Origin of the sequence: Pseudoalteromonas sp. SR44-5 (genome assembly GCF_014163675.1) — a bacterium.
In the GTDB taxonomy this organism is placed as follows: Bacteria; Pseudomonadota; Gammaproteobacteria; order Enterobacterales; family Alteromonadaceae; genus Pseudoalteromonas; species Pseudoalteromonas rhizosphaerae.
Genome location: NZ_JACJDT010000005.1, coordinates 22562 through 47535, shown reverse-complemented (window position 1 = coordinate 47535; position 24974 = coordinate 22562). Strand labels below are relative to the sequence as shown.

Genomic DNA, 24974 nt, shown 5'->3' with positions numbered 1-24974 from the left:
TAAAAAATCGAAAGGCGGCCACGTTGCAGTGAGCCGCCTTTGTTGTTTATATCGAAGGTAACATGACTAATACTGCGGCTATAGCAATTAACACCAGCCCTGCGGTATCTTGACGTTTTAAAGGCTGCTTGAGCCATAAAACTGAGATCAAGATTGTAAAAAATACTTCTACTTGCCCTAAGGTTTTGACATAGGCAACATGCTGTAAACTCATCGCACTAAACCAACCAATCGAGCCTATGCAGCTAAAAAAACTCACCGCACTGGTGGTTTTTTTATGGTTCCACATAGCGCGAAATGTTGAGCGTTCCCTTACTGTAATATAACCACATAGCATGATAGTTTGCAGGCTGATAATAAGCAGTAAAACCCATGCTGCGGAATAAGGAAACGACAGACCTGAGTTTAGGCTTGCTTCGCGTATCCATGATGAGGAAAGTGCAAATGCTGTCCCACAGGCCAAGCCTAGTAAGGCTGTTTTTAAGCTAAAGTGCTTAATGTTAGCAATTCCACTTAATAGTAATACTGCAATTGAGCCAATAAACACGCCAAGCCAGCCTAATAAAGATAGCGTCGCGCCAAAAAATAATACTCCTAGTATAGCCGCAACGAGAGCTTCACTTTTTGCAAGACCAGCACCAACAGCAAAGTTATTCATTTTAAATAACGTCACCATTAATCCTGTTGCAATAATTTGCACTATGCTCGCGCCGACAATGTAGCTAATAAAAGCTAGGTTGAAGGTGGGCAAGGGAGCATCTTGATAGAGATATAATGAAATGAGGTATGCCAAAGCAAGTGGGCTTGCAAGTATAAAGCGCGCTAAGGTGACGCCTGCAACACTCACATGCGCACTTAGTTTACTTTGTAAAGCGTTGCGCCACGACTGCATAAAAGCGGCTAAAATAGTTAAAAAGATCCAAGTCATAATGAAAAAACAGCAATTCACAGAGGCGGATAAGTTACCAGTGCCAGGGCTCTAAAGCGAACTAAGATTCCATAAAATGAAAATATCTTTGCTGCGACAATATGCCACAGCTGCAAATCCAACTTTTTGGGCTATAGTTATCGCGATGTTATTGTTAGTCGCAATGCCTTGTATTTATTTCATATAAGTCATTGCGGCTTTTTTATTACTCAAGTCAATTACGCGATCAGTTTAGCTGTGCTAAGTTAATGAAAACTATGATTAGGAGTAACGATGACGATATTACTTATTTGCGCACTACTTGCTGTACTGATGCCTTACTTTGCCAAGGCCCCCGTGGCATTTGCAATGAACAAGCTCGATGGCTACGATAATAAGCAGCCAAGAGAGCAACAGTCTAAGCTCACCGGATTTGGCGCAAGGGCGCTGGCAGCACATCAAAATTGTTTTGAATCATTGGCCGTGTTTGCTGTAGCGTTAGCCACCGTGCTGGGCACCAATAATGTTCACCAAGTTACTGAGCTATTAGCCATTACTCATATTATTGCCCGCGTTCTATATTGTGCTTTTTACTATCTAAATTTAGACGTACTGCGTTCTTTATCATGGCTGGTTGGTTTAGCTGCTGCAGTCGCTATGATTGTTGTGTGCTTGTAATACCAATCGTGTTAAGTTACTGACCATTTATTTAGCTCGCTAGAATGGTTAAATATTTAAGTCGATTGGTATAAGCTTTGTTTTTTAAAACGCTAAAGCAAGCGGCTTCAATAAGGCGCTTGCTTTAGGGTCTTTGGTTGTTAAAATTTACTTAGCCGCAACAGTCACCTTTTCAATCAGTTGTTCTGATTTGTAATTACTGTCAATTGCAAAGTCTAACTGTACCAATACATCTTTAAAGCCTGAATTTGAAGGCTTATATTGCCATTGCATTAGCGCTTTTTTTGCCTCTTTATCGAATACTCTTTCAGGTTTGGCATTCACAACCGACACATTTTGTGTCTTTCCGGCTGGGCTAATATCGTATTTTAATACTACTGAACCGCTGATACCTTGTTCAGCTGCCTGTATCGGGTAAATAGGCTCAATACGCATGATGGGTGAAATAGCTTGCACCTTACTTATTGCTTCAGGTTGTTTTGCGATAGCAAAGCTGCTGATCATACCCGCTGCAAAAATAAGTAAAGCGCCTTTGGCAATCATTGAGCTATTGCCGGTGTGTTTGATTTGATTGAGTCGTTGTAACATCGTGTTTTTATCTCCATAGTGTGAGTAAGCTATTAACCCTGCACGGCTATTTGCTGCACAGTTGATCAGAGCTTTACTGTATAAAATGCGTTGTTGAGTAGTTTTATTGGTCAGTACTTTTTCGTCGCACGACAGCTCTTGCAAGCGTCTAAAGCTCATGTAGCCAAGCCAAGCCAGTGGATTAAACCAAATCAGCAATGTGGCCATTAATGCCAGCGCATTAAATAAATTATCGGCGCGTTTTATATGTACTTTTTCATGTTCAATGATCAGCGTTAACGCAGTGCTATCAATGTGTTGTGTATAGGCGGTTGGTAGGACTAGCTGATTACTGAATAGCCCTATAACCATTGGTGTACTAACGGCGCTACTTTGTAATAGTTGCATGTCGGGATGTGCGTCAATCAGCACTTTATCATCAAGATTGGTTAATCGTAATTGGTTGATAAACCGCAGGTGTACCACGATGGCAGTTAACGCCAGTATGCTAAATATAGCGCTATAAACTAGTACCCAACTAATACTAATCGTTGTTGAAAAACCTTGCTTGGGGCTGATCAGCATAGTGCTAATGACGTTGTTTGGCAGCGGCTTAAAATGCTCTGGCATATTTGCTAGCAGTAATGTGATTGGTAACATTAGCCATAACTTATAGACAAAGTTAGCATTGAGCCATTTTAGTGAATAGCGTTCTAAAACCAGCAAACTGAGTATCAGTAAGCTGATTAATAGTTGCTGCTCAAGAAGCCAGTTAAAGGTGTTTTCTAACATATTAAGCCCTTACTTTTGCTGTTTTTCCCAGTCATCAATCACCTTTTTAAGTTCGTTGATGTCTTGTTGAGAAAGTTGCTCAGATTTAGCAAAACCGCTGACTAACGGCGCGATACGGCCACTAAAAAAACGCTCAATAAAATTTTGACTTTCTTTTAGCGTGTATTCAGCGCGTTCCATGCAAGGAGTGTAAATATACTGGCGGCCATCTTTTTCAAAGCTGAGTGCGCCTTTTTTTACTAATCGACCGAGTAAGGTTTTAATGGTTTTTTCGTGCCATTGTTTATCATCGCTTAAACGCTCGATAATTTGGCTTGCTGTAGCAGGGTAGTTCAGCCAAAGTGCATCGAGCACTTCAAATTCTGCTTTTGATAATTCAATCATATATATATTGCCTACAGGTGTAATCTTTAACTTAAGATTACACCTGTAATCAAACTTTGCAACTATTTTATATAAAAATAATTAGTTTTTTAAAATGTCAGATTTATTTATTTTACGATAGGTATTTTCTGGCAGGCTTAGGGTGGCCAAATTAAGCTCGGCAATTTGTTCTCGGTAAAGGTCAATCACTTTATAGCCACAGTAATGGGCCATTTTTCGGATTTGGCGATTCAGCCCTTGCTTTAAAATAATACTAAATTGGCAGTCGGCTACTTTCTCCACGGTGCATGGCAGTGTGATATGTTTATCAACAGGCACACCATTTGCCATTTTTTGGCTAAAGCCATCATTAAGCGGTTTATCAACAGTGACTAAATAACGTTTTGGCTGGTGGAAGTCAGGATGGATCAGCTGATTACAAAACTCACCATCATTAGTCAGTATTAACAGACCACGAGAATCTTTATCTAGCCTGCCAATGGGGTATACGCGGGTGTCTGTTGGTAGATGGTGAATTAAGCTGCTAGGGTCATGTTGATTGAGTTTACAATCAATTCCTACCGGTTTGTGATAGGCATAATAAACGCGCGTTGCTTTACCTTGTACACGCGTGTTATTGACGCGTATATCGTCGATATCATCAACGTGATCAATATGATTGGCTGGGCGGTTATTTACGCTCACCACACCTTCATCAATCAGCCGCGAGGCTTGTTTACGAGAACAAACGCCAGCATGGGCAAGGTATTTAGCTAGACGAGTTTTCTCGCTCATAAATTAAGTCGCTTCGGTTTAAATTGATCAAAGTATATCAAAGCAACGTACAGATAACTTAATCCACTGTAAAAAGGGTTTCACCATGGCGATAAAATTATCAGAACTTAAAAACCATCAGCCTTTGCAAAAAGTTATTGTTCACTCATTGGAAATGGCTTTATACCAAGTGTCGGTGATGATCAACAATGTTGAGTATTATGTAACGGATGAGCAAGGGGAGTTTATTCGTGGCTTAAGTCCATTGCATATTCAAAAACGACTCGACCACCTTAGTTATGCGCAAATGGTATTGCGTCATACCAGTGCATACGATGAAATGTGTGGCCAGAGTGAAAAAGTGGGCAGTAATATGCTTGAGGTGCCTTACGGTAAAAATCATTTATATTAACTTGCTAGTCATTTAAACTGACCTTTTAACTTGGTAAAAAGCGACCATGTATCAGTTTGAAAATGATGATTCACAGGTATTAGAACAGTTATTGCGTGAGCAAATAGTTGCTTATAATCAAGCTTACTTTGATGCACAAAGACTGCCATTGGGGTGTAAATTTGTTGATGAAAATCAGCAAGTGGTGGCGGCTGTAGCTGCTCAATTATTTGGTAACTGGTTACAAATAAATTGGCTTTGGTGTGATGAAAAAGCACGCGGTCAAGGCCTAGCTAGTAAGTTACTTAGCGCGATCGAATTAAAGGGTAAGCAGTTAGGTGCGCTGCAAGTTCAGCTTGATACTTTAGATTTTCAAGCTAAACCATTTTATGAACATCGTGGTTATGAAGTTAAATATCAACTCGATAATTATCCTCGCTCTGGCACCCGCTACTTTATGGAAAAATCACTTAGTTAGCTGTTAATGGTTCGCCATCAAAAGTAATGCCCAAGAAGGGGGTTACTTCTGGTGCTAACATAAATGTGCGAATGTTCATGTGATCGTGCTCATTAGGATTGCCAAGTACATCATCACGATAAAACGCGCCAAAGCAATCTAGAGTATTTTGTTTACTTAGTTGGTTTAGTTTAGCAAAAGCAAAAATTTTACATGAGCCATTATTTTCACCAACGGCACTTTTTAAGCCGTGGTTATTGAATGCGCAGGCTGTAAAAGTATAGTTTGCTTCAATCACTGCCATCGTATCGGCAAATGCAATAGTGTGTGGCTCATTAGCCAGACGGCTTAAAAAATCGTTGAGTGTCATAGTCATCCTTATTTAGCTAACTCTAGCTGATTAGTTTGTTGATTAATATTAAATTTAAACAACTGTAAAAAATTCATGCCGAGTAATCCATACCCACTATGGTTATCAATTACTAACACTTCAAAGTTTTCAATATATTGCTGGCCAATTAAAATTGAATCAAGTTGGTAACGTTTTGCGATTACTTGGCCGTTGGCGGTATTGATGCTTAAGCTATCAATATAGTCGGGTATTGGCCGTAATGCTTGAAATACGTTATTTGGTAATACGGTAAAGCTTGCCCCGGTATCTATCATTAGTTGGGTGTTGAGCGCATCGTTGATTTGCATATCTAATAAATAGTGTGCGCCGTATGGACGTAATGGCACCAGATCAATACCGCTTTGCGCTTGTGCTATGCGTGTTTGTAATTCAGCAACTTTCGCTTGTAATGGATGCTCCAAAGGAAAGCGATCTAATGTTGCTTGCGCGCTTAGCAGGTCACCGAGATGGTAATACGCATTAGCGAGTGCGAATAAGTAATTAGGATTTTCGTTATCATAATCAAGCCACACTAAGGTTTGATTAATGGTTTTTTGCCACGCGTGCTGCTCTGTAAGCGTTTTTATTTGTGCCATGGTCAATTGTATTAAACGCATATTAATGGCTGCTTGCTGGCTTTCATTGGCAAGTGATTGCAATGATAATAACGCAACAATAGCTTGGTGTAGCTGCTGGTTTTTCACTAAACGTTCGGCATCAAGCTGTAACATATTTATATCGTATGGATAGCTATTTAAAAATAATTGCAAAAAAGTCTCAGCAACTGTGAGCTCATTATTTTTTAACCAGTTATCGAGTTTATCTAACCATAAAAAGTAAAGTTGTTCAGCTTGTAATGGCTGGCTTGTAGTTAATGCTTGGTAGCTGGCTAAGGCAGCCGTAAACTGTCGCTGATTAAATTGCTGTAGAGCTTGCTGATAGAGTGATTGCTGATTGTTTTCAACGATAACTGATGGCGACAATTTAACGGCTGCTTGTGGGGCTGTTGCTTGCTGTTGTGGCCACAATAAATAGCCATTAAGTGCCACTGATAGCAGTAGCAGCAGCGTGATAAATTTAGTAACAGCAGTCCCTTTCATTGCTCGCTCCTAGAATATTATGGCTGGCTTAAAAAGTGTTTAAGCGCTTGAATATCAGTTATTTCAATATCGGCTAAGCCTTTGTAGGCATATTTAGCTGGTTGGTCATTTAACCAAAGTGACTGACAACCCGCATTATGCGCACCTTGTACATCGGTGTCTAAACTATCACCAATGTGCAAAATGTGCTGGGTTGGGACGCCAAGCGCGGCGGCGGCCTGTTCAAACATCGTGGTATGAGGTTTAGCTTTACCGTGAATACCTGCTTGTAAAACCAGTTCAAATACACCATTTAAGTTAAAACGTTCAATTTCTACATTACCATTGGTAATAGCAATTAAGCGATAGCGTTTACTCAGTTGTGAAAGTAAATCGAGCACTTTATCATCCACTACAATTTGGCTGCGGGCATCAGCAAATGCTTGATAAGCATTATTAGCATGGTGTTCGAGCTCTGCGTTTTGATAACCAAGCTTTGCCAGTGCTGTACGCAGAGTGCTTTTGCGCCACTGCGTAACATTGTCGACTAACTCGGGGTTATCAAGTAGCGCCTGCTCACGGCATTGTTGCCAATAGTCTTTACCTTGTGCTTGCCAGTTTGGCAATGCATTTAGATAATTTATCTGTGCTTGAACGGCTGCTGTAATTATCGGATGGTTATTGTATAAGGTGTCGTCTAAGTCAAAACTCAATACGGTAAAAGGTGAAATGGCACGATTAAAGCGGATCATATAAGCTCCTGGCTAGTCGGTATTTGAACGTTTTTTAGCGCGAGGGTGCGTGTTGTCATACACTTTAGCTAAATGCTGAAAATCTAAATGGGTATACACTTGGGTGGCCGATAAACTGCTGTGACCCAATAACTCTTGTACTGCTCGCAAGTCACCCGATGATTCTAAAATATGTGATGCAAATGAATGGCGTAATTTATGTGGGTGTACTTGGCTGCTAATACCTTGTTTTATTCCCCACTCTTGCATGCGAAGCCGAACGTGACGTGCTGAAATACGGCACTTTTTGCTACTGACAAATACTGCAATTTCTTCTGGATGAGCAAATTGAGGGCGTAGTTTAAGCCATTTATTTAATGATTCTAGCGCCTTGCCTCCCACTGGTAACAGGCGTTCTTTGTTGCCCTTACCGCGGACTAATATTTCCCCCGCACTGCGATTTATATCTTGTATATTGGCACCAACTAACTCACTAATGCGTAAGCCAGATGAATACATCAGCTCCATCATCGCCTGATCGCGAACTGCAAGAGGATCATCATCGTGAATATCAAGTAACCGTGCCATTTGGTCTACATCAAGGTTTTTAGGCAGGGGTTTGGCAAACTTGGGGCCTTTGATTGCTTCTGCCGGATTATGATAATGGTTTTGTTGACTGATATCTTTGGTTTTTAAAAACTTATACAAACTGCGAATGCAGCTGAGCTTTAAACTAATCGTACGGCCACTTAGTTGCTTGCTTCTAAGTTGCATGCTGTAACGGCGTATATGCTCACCCTGTACGCTTGACCAATCATTACACAGTTTGCTGAAATACAATGCAGCGAAGTTAAGTTGGCTGGTGTACTGGCTGATAGTGTGTGGTGAGTATTGTCTTTCGAAGCGCAGATAATCACTAAATAATAGGATTGGCGTGCGCCACTTATCGCTTAGTTTGTCACATAATTGCTCAACATTTGGCGGCTGCTGCTCGCTCATGCCTGCTCTAGTTCCAATTCCAACAGTCTAAGTTGCAGTGAGCGAACAAACTCAAGTACAAATAAACTATCTTTTGCCGGTTCGAAGTGGTTTGCATCATCACTGCCAAAGGCCAAAATAGCGATAGGGTGCTGACTGTTACCAATTAAATAGAGCGCAGTTGATTGTGTAGCAGGGCTGAACAGTAAATCTCGCTCTTGCTGATTTACGCGACCCAGATAAACGCCATTATGCTCTAAGCGGTGTTCAATTAGTTGCGCAAACTTTTTATCATACTTAAGCAAGTGGCATTCATTAATCGCCGGATTAGTACAAATAATATTGCGTAAGTTTATTGCTAAAGTTTTAAAGTCGTAGTTAGTCCAAAGCTGGCGATGACACTCGCTGAACAAGCTATAAATTAGCTCATTTTCTTTTGCGTGCTTAATTAAGCTGTCAATTTTGCTTTTCAACATGGTGTTGTGTTCACGCAATTGACGCTGTTGGATGTGCACCAATGAGGTTGCGCCTTGTACTTGCTGCAGCTCAAGTTGGGCTAATAGTGCTGGATTTTGAGCTAAAAACAATGGGTTTTGTTGTAAAAACTCACTCACTTGCTCACTAGTTACTTGGTCGTTTGAGTTACTCATAAAGCGACCTGCCCATCAAATACATGCTCTGCAGGGCCGGTCATTCGCACTGGATGGCCTTCACCTTGCCAGCGAATTTGCAAACTACCGCCCGGTAAATCGACCTGTACTGTAGTGGATAATTTACTTTGAATTTGGCCAATTACCATTGCTGCACATGCGCCTGTACCGCAGGCGAGCGTTTCGTTAACGCCACGTTCCCAAACTCGCAATTTAATATGCTCAGAATTAATCACTTGCATAAACCCCACGTTAACGCGCTGTGGAAAACGTTCATGATTTTCAAGTAGCGGGCCTAAAGTGCTGACGTCAGCTGTCTCTATATCATCAACTTCAAGTACACAATGTGGGTTACCCATTGATACTGCACCACTAAATACGGTGTGTTCTTCTGCTCGAATAATATAAGTCAGTTCACGCTTAGTCGCTTTGAGTGGAATTTTGCTCGGTTCGAAATTAGGGTGACCCATGTTGACGGTGACTTGGCCATCTTTTTCTATGTATAAGGTTAAATTACCTGATTTGGTAGATACGGTGACTTTATGTTTATTAGTAAGGCCTTTCATCCGTACAAAACGGGCAAAACACCGAGCACCATTGCCGCATTGTTCTACTTCGTTACCGTCAGCATTAAAAATACGATAATGGAAATCAAGATCGGGAGAATAAGGCGCTTCAACCATTAATAGTTGGTCAAAGCCGATGCCGAAATGGCGATCTGCCAGTTTTTTTATTTGGTCTCGTGACAAGAAAACGTTTTGTGTAATGTTATCAATTACAACAAAATCGTTGCCTAGGCCGTGCATTTTGGAAAAATTAACTAACATAGCGCTCTAATTCGGGTTGCTCTGCGCTAATCATGCCACAGAGCAGCCTCGTTACAAAAAGTTTATGGTAAAATTTTCTCGCCTTGCCATAGACTTTCCAGAGTTTCACGCGCGCGGATCAAATGACTCTGCTCGCCATCGACCATGATCTCTGCCACACGTGGCCGTGAGTTATAATTTGAGCTCATGGTAAAGCCGTAGGCACCAGCGCTGCGCTGGGCAAGTAAATCACCTTGTTGTAAGGCTAACAGGCGATCTTTACCTAAAAAGTCACCGGTTTCACACACCGGACCGACAATATCAAAGTTGTATGTGGGTGTGTCGTCATTACGAGGCGTTACCGGCACAATTTTTTGCCATGCTTGATATAAAGCAGGGCGCAACATATCGTTCATACCGGCATCAACGATTGCAAAAAACTTATCTTGGTTTTGTTTTATAAACTCAACTTTTGTAACCAAAATACCCGCATTGGCAGCAATCGCACGGCCCGGTTCAAAAATAAGCTCTAAGTGTTGATAATCAGTTAAACGATCGGTGATATGTGCCACATATTCACTTGGATGCGGTGGCGCTTCGCCATTGTATGGTACGCCTAAACCGCCGCCAATATCTAAGTGGCTGAGTTCAATACCGTTGGCTTTTAAATCGTCAATTAGAGCCAGCACTTTGTCTAGTGCTTCGAGAAATGGTTTGATTTCAGTCAGCTGTGAGCCAATGTGACAATCAACCCCGGTGATTTTTAGGCCAGGCAATGACGCAGCATACTGATAAACACTTGTTGCAGTAAGAATATCGATACCGAATTTATTTTCTTTTAAACCCGTTGAAATATACGGATGGGTTTTCGCATCGATATCAGGGTTTACACGAATTGAAATTGGCGCGACTAAATTAAGTTCGCTGGCAACGTGTGAAATACGATCTAGCTCTGAGACAGACTCAACATTAAAACATTTAATCCCGAGCTTGAGTGCGTAGGCAATTTCTTCAGCTGTTTTGGCAACCCCTGAAAAAACCACTTTACTAGCGTCGCCTCCGGCCGCAATGACGCGGGCAAGCTCACCTTTAGAAACAATATCAAAACCTGAGCCCAAGCGTGCCAGCACATTTAAAACAGCAATGTTTGAATTGGCTTTTACAGCATAGCAAACTAAGTTTTTATGATTGGTTGCGGCCTGTGCAAAGGCAAGGTAATGACGCTCAAAGGTTTTGCGAGAATATATATAACAAGGCGTACCGTATTGTGCGGCGAGCTCCTTGACAGCGATGTCTTCAGCATGCAGCTGATTATTTTTATAGTCAAAAAAGTCCATTATTGGTCCTGTTTCGATTCAGTTGTTGATGACTGTGTTTGCGTAACTGGAGTTGTTACTTGTTGTGGTTTATTTGGCTCGGCTTTATCTTCTGGCAAATACAGTGGCCCGCTTTGTCCGCAGCCAGCTAAAGTGATGAGTAGTACACCAAGTGGGGAAAGTCGTTTTAATTGTTTAAGATGCATCTCTTTCATTAGATTAATCGTGTTGCTGGCTTTATAATCGCAGATTAACAGAATATCTAAAAAATGCAGCTATTCGCGGATGAATTTATTCCTGTTACACTAGCTGCATGCAATTCGTACCGAATATCTGGCTAAATGCCCGTAAAAGGAAATAATAATGACTGATCATGAATACCACCAATTAGCCGAAGCTCTTATGTTTACCATTGAAGAACAAGTGGATGACTGTGAAGCTGACTTAGACTATGAATCTGCACAAGGTATTTTGGAGATTATTTTTGCTGATCGCAGTAAAATTGTGATTAATAAGCAAGCTCCTTTGCATCAAGTATGGGTTGCGACTAAGTTTAATGGTCACCATTTTGAATTGCGTGGCGATAAGTGGATTGATAATCGCTCGGGCGCAGAATTTTGGCAGTTTATGAATGAAGCAACAACGCGTCAAGCTGGCCAAACGGTAGAATGGCAATCAGCACTATGAGTTTAGAGTTTGTAGAATACGCGGCAAAAGGCCAGCATCAAGCAACGATTATTTGGTTACATGGTTTAGGCGATTCAGGCGATGGATTTTTACCTGTCGCATCGCAACTTGCATTGCCTGATGAATTAGGTGTGCGGTTTGTGTTCCCACATGCTCCGGTACAACCGGTCACCATAAATGGTGGTATGGCAATGCGTTCTTGGTATGATATTAAATCTATGGATCTAGACAAGCGTGCTGATGAAACTGGGGTACGCGAATCAGCGGCGAAGGTTGAGCAGTTGATTGAGCAAGAGCTTGGTAAAGGTATTCCTGCAGATAAAATAATATTGGCTGGTTTTTCTCAAGGTGGCGTTATTGCGCTACATTTAGCACCGCGTTTAACTCAGAAACTGGCAGGTGTAATGGCGCTTTCGACTTATATGTGCGTGCCAGATAAGTTAACGGCTGAAGCTAAACATACAGATTTGTCGGTATTTATGGCTCATGGTAGCCAAGATCAAGTAGTACCTTATGATGCAGGTCGTCATGCGTTTGACATACTTACAACGCATAACATGGATGTAAGTTGGCAAGATTACCCAATGGGCCATCAGCTCTGCGGGGAAGAACTAATGGCTATTCGCCACTGGTTGATCGCGCGCTTAAGTTAAATAGTGTTGAGTAGCCGAGGCTAAAATGAAACAAAAAATAGTGATCACTGCAAGTATGAGTCGAGAGGCTGCACCTATCGCGCCTGAGGTAACCTATCAATGGCATTGGCAGCGCATTGTTACCGTTACGCTACTGATGATATTTGCGTTAGTTATTTTTACTTATAGCCTGTTGAGCTCCGTTAATGCTGAGCAAAATGATCAACAACAACCCCTTGATAGCCCCGCCGAGTCTGTTGCACAGACAAGCGAAGAAGACGCGCCTTTAACATCTTCAGCAACGGTAGCAGATAATACAGAGTTTGAGGTAGTCAGCGAAGCGTCGACGCTCACTGATATTAATGCTGATGATGGTAATGATGCTAGTGTAGTGGATGATAAAAGTGAATCGCTAGAAATGGCGATGATAACTGATAGCCCAGAGCAGCAAATTGTTGATAGTAATCAGCCCGAACAAAGCCAAGCACTTGCAGCTAATACTATTGTTGCTACAAATACCAATAATGAGCCAGTAGAGAGTGACGTTAGTGCGGAGCAACCAGATAGTTTTGCTACATCCGCACATATTGCCAGCGTTGCTCTTGGTGCAAAAATTGATACCGACAAAGTAAGCCGCGCAGTATTGACCCGTGAAGTGGTTGATCGTGAACCCGTTAATGTTTTTAAAGCGGATGTGCGTTTAAATGAATTTACTGAAACAATGGCATTTTTTAGTGAGCTTAAAAATATGCAAGGGCAGACGGTCAAGCATGTTTGGCGCTATGAAAATGAAGTGCTAGCTAGTATTGAGCTTGGTGTAACGTCTCCTCGGTATCGCACTTACTCTAATAAAACTATTTTACCTGAACAAGTTGGCAACTGGCGTGTTGATGTTGTTGACGAACAGGGCCATTTATTGGCACAAAAAGAATTTCGCATTTTAGCTGAGTAAGTGTTTATTCACCTTTAGGCTCAGCAAAGAAAATTAATTGGACTCCTTTTATGACTGAAAACGTGACAAAAAAACCTCAACTTATTCGTATCGCTACGCGTAAAAGTGCATTAGCACTGTGGCAGGCTGAATTTGTAAAGGCACAGCTAGAGCATTTCCATGCCGGCATTACTGTTGAGCTAGTACCAATGTCGACGCAAGGAGATATTATTCTTGATACACCACTTGCAAAAATCGGTGGCAAAGGACTATTTGTTAAAGAGCTTGAGCAGGCCATGTTAGATGGCCGTGCAGATATCGCTGTGCATTCAATGAAAGATGTACCTGTTGATTTTCCTGAAGGGTTAGCACTGCATACAATTTGTGAACGTGAAGATCCACGCGATGCATTTGTGTCAAATACCTTTGCCAACATTGCACAGCTACCACAAGGTGCTATTGTTGGTACATCGAGTTTGCGTCGTCAGTGTCAAATTCGTGAACTGCGTCCTGATTTAGAAATTCGTGATTTACGCGGTAACGTCAATACTCGCCTAGCTAAGCTTGATGATGGCCAATATGATGCGATTATTTTAGCTGCTGCTGGCTTAATTCGTTTACAGATGCATGACCGTATTAAAGCATTTATTGAACCAGAAGAATCGTTACCAGCGAATGGTCAGGGCGCTGTAGGTATTGAATGCCGTATTGATGACGAGGTTACCCAAGCGTTACTTGCACCACTTGAGCATAACGAGACACGTATTCGTGTTAATGCCGAACGTGCAATGAATCGCCGTTTAGAAGGTGGTTGCCAAGTACCAATTGGCGCTTATGCTTTAGTTGATGGCGAGCAAGTACATTTACGTGGTTTAGTGGGCGCAATTGATGGCAGCGAAATTTTACGCGCTGAGATCAGTGGTAAAGCAATTGATGCTGAACAGCTTGGTGTGCAACTGGCTGAACAGTTACTTGCTTTAGGCGCAGATAAAATTTTAGCTGAAGTATATAGAGACGCATAAATGTCACAGATCCTGATAACTCGCCCACATGGAAAAGGCGCCGACCTTGCAGAGCAACTGTCGCAAGGGGGTTATCAGGCGACTTTATTTCCGGTTTTGAAAATTGATTACTTAACCCCAGATAATACTCAACTGACCCCTTTACTGAATGCAGATAAAATTATTTTTATCTCCCAAGATGCTGTCAAAGCATTGTTGGCACTTAAACCCGATATCAATACTAAAGCGCAATTTTATGCCGTAGGTGAACAAACGGCAGAGGCCATTTGGCAGGCATTCGGCGTACGAGCAGCCGTGCCTAAACTGCATGATTCTGAAGGATTACTGGCTTTAAAATCATTACAGCAAGTTGATGGTCTAAATATAGTGTTGGTCAAAGGTAAATATGGCCGAGCAACGATTGCAAAAAACTTAAAGCAACGTGGGGCATTTTTAAATAATTTAGTGGTTTATCAACGAGGCCCTGTAGAAGGTAATGCAACTGACTGGCTAGACCACTGGCAAAGCATTGATGTTAAAGGTATAGTCATAACAAGTAATGCGGCAGTTGATGCGATTTTTCGTGAACTGGGCGCAAAACAATTAGAGTGGATCAGACAGTGCCAGTTTTATGTTGCCAGTGCTCGCATTAGTGAATACCTTGCGGCGCAACAGATTGACTCGGCAAATATACACATTGCTGCAGGTGCAAGCGATAGCGCTATGTTTACTTGTATTAGCGAAGGTAACATTATGAGTGAAGATACAAAGCCAACATCACAGCTTGCTGACCCTAAAGCAACGCCAAGCAGTTCAACCAAGGCGAATGCTAAGGTTGCAGACTCTGCTTCGGCAACAAAAAAAGACTTTGCTATGAAACAAGAAACGAACCAAAAAAACAAACAAAAAATAAGTAAAACTGGCAGCTTAGCATTACTTATCTCGTTGATTGTGGCCTCTGGTGTTGGTTTTCAGTTTTACCAAAAACTTCATACACAACAGCAAGCAAATCTGTTAGTTAATCAGTTATCAGCTGACAACCAATTACTCGGTAAAGAGCTGCAAGCAGTGAAAGTTGCGCAGCAAACCTTGCAACAAGCGCTGTTTAATAGTGAGCAAAAAGTTGCTGCTAGCTTAGCTGAAAATGCAGATAACACGGCAAAACAATTAGCAGCCGCCTTGCAGCGTGCAGAGCAACAAACATATAGTCTTAATCCACAAGAGGTGACTAGTTTGCAGCGTATGGCTGAGTTTAAACTGTGGGCTGAGCATGATTATAATGGAGCGGCGGCAGTATTAACTCGATTAGATACGTTATTAGCAGAGCATCCAGGAACTGGCGCTATTCGCCAAGCAATTTATCAAGATTTGCAAGCGCTTAGCACTGTTGAGCCGGTTGCAATAGAAGCAATTTATTTAAAGCTGCACGGTGTACTTGGGCAAGTAGATAAGCTCGTTTTCAATGCGGTGGCATTACCACAAGAAGTAGATCAAAAAGAGCAACATGTATTGAGCGAAAACGTTAGTGATTGGCAGCAAAATTTAGCTAATTCGTGGCAGCAATTTAAAGATAACTTTATTAAAATTCGCCAACGTGAAGATATCGCTATTGAACCTTTATTGACAGAGTACGAGCGTCATTTGATCCAACAGCGATTAAGTTTATATTTATCGCAAGCTCAAGATGCGCTTTTGACTAAACAAGCCAGTATTTATTTTACTGCTCTGAGTCAAGCCGAAGTATTAGTAAAAGATTATTTCCAACATGATGAAGCACTAACTAAAAGTACGCTTAAAGCGCTGCAGGAGTTGAGCAAAGAGCAGTTAAACTTTAGTCCAGCTATCACTTTGCAAAGTACTGAGCAGATCAAGGAGTGGGCAAAATGATCCGCTTAATATTGGTTATTTTAGCAGTTGCTGTATTACTTGCTTTATCGCCTATGTTAATAGGTGAAGTGGGTTATGTATTAATTTCGTTTAATAAAACTACTATTGAAGGGTCTATCGTTGCTTTTTGCGCGACCATTTTGGTTATCGCGCTGGGTTTGTATTTAACTTATAAGCTTATTCGTTATATTTTGTCTTTATACAGCAATACTCGCCATCGTTTTTTTGCCCGTAGTGAGGAGCGTAAACAAGCGGCGATTGAACAAGCTGTATGGAGTCTGATCAGTGGTGATAGCGAACAGCTAGAACTGGCATTGGGGAACAATAGCGTGGCTGATAATTGGCAAGATGTGCGCTATGCGTTATTAGCTAAAGCGGCTTTACAAAATAATGACACAAGCAAAGCGATTGGATTACTTGACCAAATTTCACCAGAAAACCAACTAAAAGCGGCTAAACTCTGGTTAGCCAGTGGTGATTGCAGCACAGTAAGCAGTGAATTAAAAGCGTTAGCGGAAGCTAAAAAAGCCACCGCGCTGGAGCTGAAATTGTATGCCGAAGTACTTGTGCAACAGCAAAAATGGACTGCGCTTGAGCAGTTTATGCCGCGTTTACTAAGTAAAAAAGCGTTAACAGATAGCCAATGGTCGATATTATTAACCACCTACTTTATGGCACAGCCAGAATCGCAATTAACCGATAAGTATCAGCAACTATCTAAAAACGTAAAAGTAAAAGCGCATAGCTGTTACTTAGCTGCGATGGCAAAAGCTGGGCGTTTAAATGAGATTGAATTAAGTTTACTTAAAATGCTGAAAAAACCAGAGCAGCATATTGAGCTTGCACATATATTAAAAGTGTCCGCCCCTGGAGACGCATTAAAGTTACAGGCGAGTTTACAAGATACTTTAAAAAAAGAGCCGGATAATCAAGCATTGTTACTGGCACTTGCATGCTTAGCTAATGCTCATGGTGAGTATGAGCTTGCTGCTCGGGTGTTCGATAAAGCGTTAAACACAGAGAACAGCAAAGAATATTTAGTACAAGCACAGCTTAGTTATAGTAAAAGCGCACAACCCCAAAAAGCACTCGACCTTTATTTGTAATTACAGTTAGTTGAGGCCTGAATAGGAGCGCCAGAGCATTGCAAAATATATTTACTCTGACGTTTGGTTTAACTTTTGCTTATTTTATTACTGGGTTTTTCAGTAATTCGCTGCTCGCTATTGATGGTTATGCTGTGGCTTCGTGGCCACCATCAGGCATTGCCCTTGCAGGGTTTTTATTGTGCGGGCGACGCGCCTTAGTTGGGGTTTTGCTCGGTGCTTTACTCACCAATATGATTCATCTCGATCGTGTTGCTGATATTCTGCATTGGCAGGTTTTCTTACAAGCTTTAGCTGTCTCTTTTGCAGCCGTTTTGCAGGCCTGGGTAGGCTGCTATTGCATCGTTAAAATAATTAAAGCTCCGCTAGATTTATCCTCTTTAAAACACAGTGTACAAAGCTTGATCATTGCAGGGCCTGCTTGCTGTGTGATTGCTGCAGCGATAGGCACTAGCTTATTGGTGTCCAATAATATAATACCGGTACATACCGCTTTTGATAACTTTGTGGCGTGGTGGATTGGCGACAGTATTGGGGTGTTAATTTTTACACCGTTAATATTGGCGGCTTTTAATTACGAGCAGATGCGTCATCGCTTACAAGTAATTTTACCTTCAATCCTTATTTATGTCGTTATAAGTATTAGCTTTTATGCTGCGGCAAGTGTGAAAAAAGACAAAGATATTCAAAAGCAAGAAGCAAAAGTAGCTGAAGTGCGGTTGGAAATAAATCATAAATTAGATGAGGTATCGGCGCATTTAGCTCTGCTTTCTACTTTTTTTGCCAGTAGTGATGAAGTCAGTTACGCTGAATTTAAGCGTTTTACTACAACTCAACTTAATTACAGCAATGAAGTACTTGCCCTAGAATGGGTGCCAAATGTACCGTTATCAACGGTTGCTCAATACCAACAACAAATTCGTCTAGAAGGCTTTAATGAATTTTATATAAAAGAGCAATCACCCCAGCAACAGTGGCAGAGTGTGACTAAACGGGACAGTTATTACCCTGTACAGTATGTACATCCGATGCTGGGTAATGAAGAGGTAGTAGGTTTTGATTTAGCCTCAAATGCGCAAATCCGTAATGTGATGATGATGTCAAAAGCATTAAATGAGTTGATTATCAGCGAGCCGATGAAGCTTGTACAAAGTAACAATGATGATACTGGGGTATTGTTTTTCTTTCCGGTTTTTGGTGACTTAGATATGCAAGGTGATTTTAGGGGCTTTGTGATTGGCGTTATTAACTTAGCGCGCTTGGCTGATACTTTGCAGGTTAATCATCGTAGTCAAATAAGTATGCACTTCTACGATGTGACTGATGCGCAGCAGCGACAACTAATCTACCGCGCATCTCGCACCGATAGTGAACTGCTGAGTGAATACCAGTTAGTTATCGGGCAGCGAATTTGGCAAGTTCAGCTATTTGAACCAACAACACAAACGTCATGGATAATGTATTGGTTTGCACAAATATTAGGGATGTTATTTGTTTGGTTACTGATCACTTTTTTAATCTCAGTGACCGGCACCAATATTCAGGTGCGCGAGCAAGTTGCTCAACAAACACGAGTGTTGCGTCAAGAAAAACAAAAAGCAGATGAAGCAAGTCAAATCAAAAGCCAGTTTTTAGCGAATATGAGTCACGAAGTACGTACTCCGATCAATGGCATTAAAGGTCTGCATTATTTAGCGTTGCAACAGCAAGATTGGCAACAAGCCCGCCATTATATTGAACAAGCTGATGGTGCACTGAGTGTGTTGCTGCGAGTATTAAATGATGTACTCGATTTCTCTAAAATGGAAGCTGGCAAACTCGATTTAATACAAGAGCCTATTGCGTTAAATCAGCTTATTGATGAATTAGTTAATTTGGTGAAATTTGACGTTGATATAAAGTCGCTGAAATTAATATTAGAACTCGATAACAACGCGGATCTTCAGCTAGATAGCGACCCAATACGTTTAAAGCAAGTCTTGTTGAATTTATTAAATAATGCGATTAAGTTTACCGCTACAGGCACAATCACACTCAAAGTATGGCAGCAGCAAGACGTCACTTACTTTAGTGTCAGTGATACTGGTATTGGTATTAGCCAAGTAGCTCAACAGCAACTTTTTCAACCATTTGCACAAGCCGATAGCTCTACCTCGCGACAGTTCGGCGGTACAGGTTTGGGGTTAAGTATTTGCAAAAAGTTGGTTGAATTGATGGGAGGAAATATTAGTTTAGTAAGTGAGGAAGGACAAGGTTCAACTTTCACTTTTACCTTACCACGTATCTCGCCTCTCACTAAAGCCGAGCAATTAGAGCCTCTCTTTGCTGAGATTGACACGAGTACTTTATCGCTTGCTGAATTTAAGATCCTATTGGTGGAAGATAATCCGCTAAACCAACATGTTGCTACCGCTATATTAAAAACCAAAGGGTGTATTGCTGATGTTGCCAGTGACGGTTTTGAAGCCATTGAGAAGGTCTCTGAAACCCGTTATGATTTAGTGCTTATGGATATTCAAATGCCTAATATGGATGGTTTGCAAGCCACTAAAGTGATTCGTGATGAGCTATTTATACATCAGCTTCCTATTATTGCTCTGTCAGCAAATGCTCATGATGATGATGTTAAAAAAGCTCTCGCAGCTGGTATGGATGGCTATTTAACAAAACCAATCGATGCCGAAAAGCTATTTAAAACCATATGGCATTACCTACAACAGAGTACTGATTAATTTTTAGTACTTTTATCGATCGGGGCTGACAAATGACCTCAATAATACAAACAAAATGATCTAAACTTGAATTACCGATTTAAGTGCGTATGATCCGCGCAAATTAACTGAACTGAGTGCTAATTATGATCAATAAAAAACTCCCTTTGCTAGATATCCATCGCCATTTAGATGGTAATGTCCGCGCGCAAACTATTCTTGATTTAGGTCGTCAGTTCAATATTAAGCTGCCTGCTGATAATGTTGCAGACTTAATACCGCATGTGCAAGTTATCGATCCTGAGCCTAACTTAATGGCCTTTTTACAAAAGCTTGACTGGGGCGTCACGGTATTGGGTGATTACGATGCGTGTCGGCGTATTGCTATCGAAAATATTGAAGATGCGCAAGCACAAGGTCTTGATTATGTAGAGCTGCGTTTTAGCCCTTACTACATGGCACAAAGCCAAGGCTTACATCCACAAGGTGTGGTTGAAGCTGTAGTTGATGGTATTAAAAGTGCGACTCAAAGTAGCACGGTTAAAGCTAACCTGATTGGTATATTATCACGTACTTATGGCACTAAAGTTTGCCAGCAAGAGTTAGATGCCTTACTCGTGTTTAAAAATGATTTAGTTGCAGTGGACTTAGCTGGTGATGAAATTGGCTTTCCGGGCGAGTTATTTGTCGATCACTTTAAGCAAGTACGTGATGCTTACCTTAGCGCAACGATTCACGCCGGTGAAGCTCTGGGAGCTGCCAGTATTTGGCAAGCAATCAATGAGCTAGGTGCTGAGCGTATTGGCCATGGTGTCAAAGCTATTGAAGATGCCAAGCTAATGGACTACCTACGTGATAAACGCATAGGTATTGAATCGTGCCTAACTAGTAACGTGCAAACCAGCACAGTAGCGAGTTTAGATGTACATCCACTGAAGCGCTTCTTAGATCATGGTATTTTAGCGTGTATTAATACCGATGATCCCGCAGTGGAAGGCATCGAAATTGAACATGAATACATGGTTGCAGGACCTGCTGCAGGACTGACTCAGGCTGATATGGAAAAAGCCCAAGCCAATGCACTTGATATTGCATACTTGAGTGATGCTGAAAAACAGCAACTAAAGCAAGCAGTCGCTGCTCGATAGTTACGATGCACAAGCCATTAAATTATGCGCCTAATGCTCACGTTGGCAGCTTAGGTAGTTATCAAACATGGCTTTAAGAATATCACTACGGCCTATCATGCCTATGACCGTAGTGCCTTCTACAACAGGGTAGTTTTTCGGCTTACCGGTTTTCATTTGCTCTGCAAGTTCCATTATGTTGGTGTCGCCGTTGACGGTTACAACCTCGGTTTGCATCAGTTGTGAAACCTTAACCACACCGTCACAAAAATAACTATTTTGCATTAACGGTTTTAGCAGTTCTTGCTCAGAAATAAAGCCCACTAAACATTTATTATCATCAAACACTGGCGCTCCCAGTAGTTTGAATTTTTGTAGTTCTGCAATTGCTGTGGTCATCTCGGTTTCAGGGGTTATATGCGGTAACTTGCGCTGCATAAAATCTTTTACTTTGGTGTTTAACATTTGGGTCTCTCCCAATTAATGAGTTATTCAAAGTATGGTTAAGGATTGGCCGTTTGTGAAATTGTTTATGTTGATTGCGCTGATAGGTAACAACAATCACAGCTAAATTTAATTATGAGCCAGACCATCAGAGTGAGTTTGGTATTTGGCTTTCACTAACTCCATATAATGCGCTAAGCTTTTTTGTGAATTAGTATCAAATGCCTTGGCGAGTGGAATAATGCTTTGAATACGATCTAAGCGAAACTCTCGGTAGTCACTGCGCAACTGACAATAAGCGATAAGAGTCCACTTTGCGCCCCAATATACCAGTCCTAAAGGGTCGACAATACGCTGAGTTGGTCGTTGATTAACATCTAGATAATGAAATTCAATGCAGGTTTTATTAGTGATGGCTTTACGAAGTATCAAAGTGGTCGTTTGGTGGCTTTTATCGTGATGAAATGCAGAGACTAAATACGGCAGCTCTGCAACGCGTTGCTTTAACTTGTTAGGCAACACAGCATTAATTTTAGTCATTGCAGCTTGGGCATTCGCCGCTAACTGTGGATCAGTCCAAGCGCTGACCATTTTACTACCTAACAACAGTGCTTGTAGCTCCTCAAGAGTAAACATCATCGGTGGTAGGTCGTAATCGGTAATTAAATAGCCAGTGCCTGCCTCACCTTCAACGGGCACGCCCGAGCTCTGTAAGTGCTGAATATCGCGATAAATTGTTCGCTGAGATACCTGTAATTTATTGGCAAGTTCGTTTGCAGTGATCGCAAAGCGGCGACTCTTAAGTATGTTTACTAATTGAAATAGCCGCTCTGATTTGTGCATTGGTTATCCTTGTTTTCAAAAATACAGTGTTAGCTTTGTTGGCAAGCTGTTTGGCTAAGCACTTCAAAACGCTCCAGCTTTATCGATTCTTTTGTAATGAGAGAAGTGTACTGTTGGCAAATAGCATTATCAAAAAATGTATCACGCAGTTTTTGGGCATCAGCAACCGTAGCAAAATAAATGATACTACTATATTGCTGGGTATCGGCTTGTTTAGCAAGGGAGCGGTAAAGTACGCCTGATTGGTTATCAATATAACGCTGAAAATCATTATTAGCGATATGGAACTGCGCTAAATTTGTATCAGTCTTTAGTTTGAAATTTACAACTTCGATTAAATTTGTGGTCATCATAGTTCTCCTTGTTTAAGAAGAGCTAAGTAAATCATAGCGGGCTGTCAGGGAGTGTCAGTAACCAGCTTACGGATAAAAATTAAGCTGGTTACTCTGGTTATACTATTTTATAAATGCAAATGCATCGGCGTACATGTTTTCGCGAATTGCACCATGTGCTAGGAAATCATCGCGGACAATACCTATCATGTCAAAACGCCCTGCCATGTAAATATCATATGGGGCAAGCGATACGATATCGTTCATCACCGCTTTATGTACGTAGCCTGTGTGGCCTGTCCAGCTAGCTGTTGGGTTTTCAACTACTGGTATAAAGGTAAAGTTTTCACGGCTATCGGCCCATGTTTGCATTTCAGTATGCGCATACAAGGCTGACTCTTCACGCACACCCCAATAGAACAATACCGGACGCTCACAACCGATTTCACTTAAATGATCAGCCATAGATTTTGCGTATGAAAACCCAGTGCCGCCAGCGAGTAAAATAATTGGGCGTTCGCATTGGAGACGCAACTGTGAAATGCCTAAGCCGGCTTCAATCAACACCTGAGTTTTCTCAGCATGGGCTTGGCGAAGATGCTCTAAAGTTTGCATTGCATATGAATCAACTGCAGATGCGCCAATATGGAGTTCTAGCTCATCAGACTGCGAAGGGCGGCTGGCAATTGAAAACGCGCGCTTGTCTTTTTCGCCAAGCACTACTTGCAAATATTGGCCAGCTTCAAAGGTGACGCTTTCAACAGGTTTTAAAATTACTTTGTGAACAAATTCAGTGAGTGGGCTGATAGCGACAACTTCAGCGTGTAATGTTTGCATGTTTTACCTTAAATTAGCGGATACGCACTTTATTTGAACAATAATAACATATCCGCATAGTGAGTTTATAGCCTCTAAAAGAGCTGTTAAAGAATATCTAAGCTTTGCCAGATTTCATCGACGCGATCTTTAGTCGCTTGATCCATCACAATGGGTTCGCCCCACTCACGAGTGGTTTCGCCGGGCCATTTATTAGTGGCATCCATACCCATTTTTGAACCAAGACCTGAAACCGGTGATGCAAAGTCTAAATAATCAATCGGAGTGTTTTCAATTAGAGTAGTGTCGCGGGCGGGATCCATACGTGTAGTAATCGCCCAGATCACGTCATTCCAATCACGTGCGTTAACGTCATCATCACAGACAATGACAAACTTTGTGTACATAAACTGACGCAAGAACGACCATACCCCCATCATCACGCGCTTGGCATGACCTGGATATTGTTTTTTCATTGTCACTATCGCCATACGATATGAACAGCCTTCTGGCGGTAGATAAAAATCGACTATCTCAGGAAATTGCTTTTGTAAAATAGGTACGAAGACTTCATTGAGTGCGACCCCTAAAATTGCCGGCTCATCTGGTGGACGACCAGTAAAAGTGCTGTGATAAATAGGATCTTTACGATGTGTCATGTGGGTCACGGTCATAACAGGGAAGTTATCAACCTCATTGTAATAACCCGTGTGATCGCCATAAGGGCCTTCAGGTGCCATTTCGCCCGGCATTATATAGCCTTCAAGAACTATTTCAGCACTGGCAGGAACTTGTAAATCATTGGAGATCGACTTAACTACTTCTGTTTTGCTACCACGTAGCAAGCCGGCAAAGGCGTATTCACTCAAGGTATCTGGCACTGGCGTGACGGCACCTAGGATTGTCGCAGGATCAGCACCCAATGCTACCGATACCGGATAAGGTTGGCCTGGGTTTTCTTTACACCATTCTTGAAAATCGAGAGCACCGCCACGGTGTGATAACCAGCGCATAATGATTTTATTTTTACCGAGTAATTGTTGGCGGTAAATACCTAAGTTTTGGCGTTTTTTGAAAGGTCCTTTGGTGACGGTTAAACCCCAAGTGATTAATGGAGCCACATCACCAGGCCAGCAGTGTTGAATTGGCAGCTTAGTTAAATCAACATCATCGCCTTCTAGAATAACTTGCTGACAAGGCGCTTTTTTAACTTCTTTGGCAGGCATATTTAATACTTGCTTAAACACTGGAATTTGGCTAAATGCTTCTCTAATGCCTTTTGGTGGCTCTGGCTCTTTTAAAAATGCCAGCAACTTACCGACTTCCCGTAGTTCGCTAACGTGTTCTTTACCCATTCCCATGGCAACACGCTCTGGTGTACCAAATAAGTTAGCTAGTACGGGGATATCATAACCTTTAGGGTTTTCAAACAATAAAGCGGGTCCCTTAGCACGTAGTGTGCGGTCGGCAATTTCGGTCATTTCAAGATAAGGATCAACTTCTTGGTGAATACGCTTCAGTTCACCTTTTTTTTCTAATAAATCGATAAAATCACGTAGATCTTTGTATTTCATTGT

28 protein-coding genes are annotated in these 24974 nt (G+C 41.6%); 11 read left to right on the top strand and 17 right to left on the bottom strand.

The features are described 5' to 3' along the window. Positions 1-46 precede the first annotated feature (46 nt). Positions 47-928: a DMT family transporter gene (locus H5154_RS04130; protein WP_145239974.1), complete on the bottom strand. Its 882-nt coding sequence runs from the start codon at positions 926-928 to the stop codon at positions 47-49. Between the two features lie 273 nt (positions 929-1201). On the opposite strand from H5154_RS04130, the gene H5154_RS04125 reads away from it, so the two are divergent. After that, the gene (locus tag H5154_RS04125) at positions 1202-1585 is read left to right on the top strand and encodes an MAPEG family protein (protein WP_145239972.1); all 384 of its coding nucleotides are present in this window, start codon (positions 1202-1204) and stop codon (positions 1583-1585) included. Between the two features lie 147 nt (positions 1586-1732). On the opposite strand, the gene H5154_RS04120 is transcribed toward H5154_RS04125, so the two are convergent. The 3 genes from H5154_RS04120 to H5154_RS04110 all read right to left on the bottom strand — a co-directional run bounded on the left by H5154_RS04120 (position 1733) and on the right by H5154_RS04110 (position 4102). After that, the gene (locus H5154_RS04120; protein ID WP_182717479.1) at positions 1733-2944 is read right to left on the bottom strand and encodes a TonB family protein; all 1212 of its coding nucleotides are present in this window, start codon (positions 2942-2944) and stop codon (positions 1733-1735) included. 9 nt (positions 2945-2953) lie between these two features. Beyond that, on the bottom strand, positions 2954-3328 hold the full coding sequence (locus tag H5154_RS04115; RefSeq protein WP_145239968.1) for a BlaI/MecI/CopY family transcriptional regulator: 375 nt from the start codon (positions 3326-3328) through the stop codon (positions 2954-2956). An 81-nt stretch (positions 3329-3409) separates the two neighbouring features. Next, the gene (locus H5154_RS04110; protein ID WP_182717478.1) at positions 3410-4102 is read right to left on the bottom strand and encodes a pseudouridine synthase; all 693 of its coding nucleotides are present in this window, start codon (positions 4100-4102) and stop codon (positions 3410-3412) included. Positions 4103-4187: 85 nt separating this feature from the next. On the opposite strand from H5154_RS04110, the gene H5154_RS04105 reads away from it, so the two are divergent. Further along, on the top strand, positions 4188-4493 hold the full coding sequence (locus H5154_RS04105; protein WP_145239964.1) for a DUF6482 family protein: 306 nt from the start codon (positions 4188-4190) through the stop codon (positions 4491-4493). 46 nt (positions 4494-4539) lie between these two features. After that, a complete protein-coding gene (locus tag H5154_RS04100) occupies positions 4540-4950 on the top strand; it encodes an N-acetyltransferase (protein WP_182717477.1) in 411 nt (136 codons plus the stop codon). Here the strand turns inward: H5154_RS04100 and H5154_RS04095 are convergent. From H5154_RS04095 to lptM, 8 genes are all read right to left on the bottom strand, one after another. After that, positions 4943-5299 (bottom strand): HopJ type III effector protein, encoded by a 357-nt coding sequence (locus H5154_RS04095; protein WP_145239960.1) that lies wholly within the window; start codon positions 5297-5299, stop codon positions 4943-4945. The genes H5154_RS04100 and H5154_RS04095 overlap by 8 nt on opposite strands. A gap of 8 nt (positions 5300-5307) precedes the next feature. Continuing rightward, on the bottom strand, positions 5308-6420 hold the full coding sequence (locus tag H5154_RS04090; protein WP_145239958.1) for a retroviral-like aspartic protease family protein: 1113 nt from the start codon (positions 6418-6420) through the stop codon (positions 5308-5310). Positions 6421-6437: 17 nt separating this feature from the next. Further along, positions 6438-7151, bottom strand: a complete 714-nt coding sequence (locus H5154_RS04085) for an HAD-IA family hydrolase (RefSeq protein WP_149982187.1) — start codon at positions 7149-7151, stop codon at positions 6438-6440. A gap of 12 nt (positions 7152-7163) precedes the next feature. Further along, a complete protein-coding gene (locus H5154_RS04080) occupies positions 7164-8129 on the bottom strand; it encodes a tyrosine recombinase XerC (RefSeq protein ID WP_182717476.1) in 966 nt (321 codons plus the stop codon). Beyond that, positions 8126-8758 carry a DUF484 family protein gene (locus tag H5154_RS04075; protein ID WP_182717475.1) on the bottom strand — a complete coding sequence of 211 codons (633 nt, stop codon included), beginning with the start codon at positions 8756-8758 and terminating at the stop codon, positions 8126-8128. The genes H5154_RS04080 and H5154_RS04075 overlap by 4 nt, the downstream gene beginning before the upstream one ends. Continuing rightward, a complete protein-coding gene (gene dapF / locus H5154_RS04070; RefSeq protein WP_145239950.1) occupies positions 8755-9585 on the bottom strand; it encodes a diaminopimelate epimerase in 831 nt (276 codons plus the stop codon). Before dapF ends, H5154_RS04075 begins: the two co-directional genes overlap by 4 nt. A gap of 62 nt (positions 9586-9647) precedes the next feature. Then, complete coding sequence (gene lysA, locus H5154_RS04065) at positions 9648-10901, bottom strand: diaminopimelate decarboxylase (RefSeq protein ID WP_182717474.1); 1254 nt, start codon at positions 10899-10901, stop codon at positions 9648-9650. After that, on the bottom strand, positions 10901-11095 hold the full coding sequence (gene lptM / locus H5154_RS04060) for an LPS translocon maturation chaperone LptM (RefSeq protein WP_149982183.1): 195 nt from the start codon (positions 11093-11095) through the stop codon (positions 10901-10903). Before lptM ends, lysA begins: the two co-directional genes overlap by 1 nt. A gap of 148 nt (positions 11096-11243) precedes the next feature. Between lptM and cyaY the strand changes: the two genes are divergently transcribed. The 8 genes from cyaY to add all read left to right on the top strand — a co-directional run bounded on the left by cyaY (position 11244) and on the right by add (position 20983). Then, positions 11244-11567 carry an iron donor protein CyaY gene (cyaY, locus tag H5154_RS04055; protein WP_145239944.1) on the top strand — a complete coding sequence of 108 codons (324 nt, stop codon included), beginning with the start codon at positions 11244-11246 and terminating at the stop codon, positions 11565-11567. Next, the gene (locus tag H5154_RS04050) at positions 11564-12220 is read left to right on the top strand and encodes an alpha/beta hydrolase (RefSeq protein ID WP_149982182.1); all 657 of its coding nucleotides are present in this window, start codon (positions 11564-11566) and stop codon (positions 12218-12220) included. The genes cyaY and H5154_RS04050 overlap by 4 nt, the downstream gene beginning before the upstream one ends. Before the next feature lie 25 nt (positions 12221-12245). Continuing rightward, entirely contained in the window at positions 12246-13151 is a 906-nt protein-coding gene (locus H5154_RS04045) for a DUF2914 domain-containing protein (RefSeq protein WP_182717473.1), read from the top strand. 62 nt (positions 13152-13213) lie between these two features. After that, positions 13214-14152: a hydroxymethylbilane synthase gene (gene hemC / locus H5154_RS04040; protein ID WP_149982317.1), complete on the top strand. Its 939-nt coding sequence runs from the start codon at positions 13214-13216 to the stop codon at positions 14150-14152. Then, positions 14153-16018 (top strand): uroporphyrinogen-III C-methyltransferase, encoded by a 1866-nt coding sequence (locus H5154_RS04035; protein ID WP_182717472.1) that lies wholly within the window; start codon positions 14153-14155, stop codon positions 16016-16018. Then, positions 16015-17124 carry a heme biosynthesis HemY N-terminal domain-containing protein gene (locus H5154_RS04030; RefSeq protein ID WP_182717471.1) on the top strand — a complete coding sequence of 370 codons (1110 nt, stop codon included), beginning with the start codon at positions 16015-16017 and terminating at the stop codon, positions 17122-17124. The genes H5154_RS04035 and H5154_RS04030 overlap by 4 nt, the downstream gene beginning before the upstream one ends. 38 nt (positions 17125-17162) lie before the next feature. Beyond that, positions 17163-19856 (top strand): CHASE domain-containing protein, encoded by a 2694-nt coding sequence (locus H5154_RS04025; protein ID WP_182717470.1) that lies wholly within the window; start codon positions 17163-17165, stop codon positions 19854-19856. Positions 19857-19981: 125 nt separating this feature from the next. Beyond that, complete coding sequence (add, locus tag H5154_RS04020) at positions 19982-20983, top strand: adenosine deaminase (RefSeq protein WP_182717469.1); 1002 nt, start codon at positions 19982-19984, stop codon at positions 20981-20983. 30 nt (positions 20984-21013) lie between these two features. Here the strand turns inward: add and H5154_RS04015 are convergent, their stop codons facing one another. From H5154_RS04015 to ubiD, 5 genes are all read right to left on the bottom strand, one after another. Beyond that, positions 21014-21427: a CBS domain-containing protein gene (locus H5154_RS04015; RefSeq protein ID WP_149982176.1), complete on the bottom strand. Its 414-nt coding sequence runs from the start codon at positions 21425-21427 to the stop codon at positions 21014-21016. Between the two features lie 108 nt (positions 21428-21535). Then, positions 21536-22249 carry a YafY family protein gene (locus H5154_RS04010; RefSeq protein ID WP_145239926.1) on the bottom strand — a complete coding sequence of 238 codons (714 nt, stop codon included), beginning with the start codon at positions 22247-22249 and terminating at the stop codon, positions 21536-21538. A 29-nt stretch (positions 22250-22278) separates the two neighbouring features. Then, positions 22279-22602 (bottom strand): hypothetical protein, encoded by a 324-nt coding sequence (locus H5154_RS04005; protein ID WP_259398450.1) that lies wholly within the window; start codon positions 22600-22602, stop codon positions 22279-22281. 102 nt (positions 22603-22704) lie between these two features. Next, positions 22705-23418: an NAD(P)H-flavin reductase gene (gene fre, locus H5154_RS04000; RefSeq protein WP_149982174.1), complete on the bottom strand. Its 714-nt coding sequence runs from the start codon at positions 23416-23418 to the stop codon at positions 22705-22707. Positions 23419-23504: 86 nt separating this feature from the next. Then, positions 23505-24971, bottom strand: a complete 1467-nt coding sequence (gene ubiD / locus H5154_RS03995; protein WP_145239922.1) for a 4-hydroxy-3-polyprenylbenzoate decarboxylase — start codon at positions 24969-24971, stop codon at positions 23505-23507. Positions 24972-24974: the final 3 nt, after the last annotated feature.

What these genes read in the sequence shown, in the direction of transcription:
- H5154_RS04005 (WP_259398450.1), bottom strand. Translation starts at nt 22,602, where the DNA reads ATGATGACCACAAATTTAATCGAAGTTGTAAATTTCAAACTAAAGACT.
- H5154_RS04015 (WP_149982176.1), bottom strand. Translation starts at nt 21,427, where the DNA reads ATGTTAAACACCAAAGTAAAAGATTTTATGCAGCGCAAGTTACCGCAT.
- H5154_RS04105 (WP_145239964.1), top strand. Translation starts at nt 4,188, where the DNA reads ATGGCGATAAAATTATCAGAACTTAAAAACCATCAGCCTTTGCAAAAA.
- H5154_RS04085 (WP_149982187.1), bottom strand. Translation starts at nt 7,151, where the DNA reads ATGATCCGCTTTAATCGTGCCATTTCACCTTTTACCGTATTGAGTTTT.
- lptM (WP_149982183.1), bottom strand. Translation starts at nt 11,095, where the DNA reads ATGAAAGAGATGCATCTTAAACAATTAAAACGACTTTCCCCACTTGGT.
- H5154_RS04030 (WP_182717471.1), top strand. Translation starts at nt 16,015, where the DNA reads ATGATCCGCTTAATATTGGTTATTTTAGCAGTTGCTGTATTACTTGCT.
- H5154_RS04095 (WP_145239960.1), bottom strand. Translation starts at nt 5,299, where the DNA reads ATGACACTCAACGATTTTTTAAGCCGTCTGGCTAATGAGCCACACACT.
- H5154_RS04010 (WP_145239926.1), bottom strand. Translation starts at nt 22,249, where the DNA reads ATGCACAAATCAGAGCGGCTATTTCAATTAGTAAACATACTTAAGAGT.
- H5154_RS04050 (WP_149982182.1), top strand. Translation starts at nt 11,564, where the DNA reads ATGAGTTTAGAGTTTGTAGAATACGCGGCAAAAGGCCAGCATCAAGCA.
- H5154_RS04090 (WP_145239958.1), bottom strand. Translation starts at nt 6,420, where the DNA reads ATGAAAGGGACTGCTGTTACTAAATTTATCACGCTGCTGCTACTGCTA.
- H5154_RS04110 (WP_182717478.1), bottom strand. Translation starts at nt 4,102, where the DNA reads ATGAGCGAGAAAACTCGTCTAGCTAAATACCTTGCCCATGCTGGCGTT.
- cyaY (WP_145239944.1), top strand. Translation starts at nt 11,244, where the DNA reads ATGACTGATCATGAATACCACCAATTAGCCGAAGCTCTTATGTTTACC.
- H5154_RS04125 (WP_145239972.1), top strand. Translation starts at nt 1,202, where the DNA reads ATGACGATATTACTTATTTGCGCACTACTTGCTGTACTGATGCCTTAC.
- dapF (WP_145239950.1), bottom strand. Translation starts at nt 9,585, where the DNA reads ATGTTAGTTAATTTTTCCAAAATGCACGGCCTAGGCAACGATTTTGTT.
- H5154_RS04045 (WP_182717473.1), top strand. Translation starts at nt 12,246, where the DNA reads ATGAAACAAAAAATAGTGATCACTGCAAGTATGAGTCGAGAGGCTGCA.
- H5154_RS04075 (WP_182717475.1), bottom strand. Translation starts at nt 8,758, where the DNA reads ATGAGTAACTCAAACGACCAAGTAACTAGTGAGCAAGTGAGTGAGTTT.
- H5154_RS04130 (WP_145239974.1), bottom strand. Translation starts at nt 928, where the DNA reads ATGACTTGGATCTTTTTAACTATTTTAGCCGCTTTTATGCAGTCGTGG.
- H5154_RS04080 (WP_182717476.1), bottom strand. Translation starts at nt 8,129, where the DNA reads ATGAGCGAGCAGCAGCCGCCAAATGTTGAGCAATTATGTGACAAACTA.
- H5154_RS04035 (WP_182717472.1), top strand. Translation starts at nt 14,153, where the DNA reads ATGTCACAGATCCTGATAACTCGCCCACATGGAAAAGGCGCCGACCTT.
- ubiD (WP_145239922.1), bottom strand. Translation starts at nt 24,971, where the DNA reads ATGAAATACAAAGATCTACGTGATTTTATCGATTTATTAGAAAAAAAA.
- H5154_RS04120 (WP_182717479.1), bottom strand. Translation starts at nt 2,944, where the DNA reads ATGTTAGAAAACACCTTTAACTGGCTTCTTGAGCAGCAACTATTAATC.
- add (WP_182717469.1), top strand. Translation starts at nt 19,982, where the DNA reads ATGATCAATAAAAAACTCCCTTTGCTAGATATCCATCGCCATTTAGAT.
- H5154_RS04100 (WP_182717477.1), top strand. Translation starts at nt 4,540, where the DNA reads ATGTATCAGTTTGAAAATGATGATTCACAGGTATTAGAACAGTTATTG.
- fre (WP_149982174.1), bottom strand. Translation starts at nt 23,418, where the DNA reads ATGCAAACATTACACGCTGAAGTTGTCGCTATCAGCCCACTCACTGAA.
- lysA (WP_182717474.1), bottom strand. Translation starts at nt 10,901, where the DNA reads ATGGACTTTTTTGACTATAAAAATAATCAGCTGCATGCTGAAGACATC.
- H5154_RS04115 (WP_145239968.1), bottom strand. Translation starts at nt 3,328, where the DNA reads ATGATTGAATTATCAAAAGCAGAATTTGAAGTGCTCGATGCACTTTGG.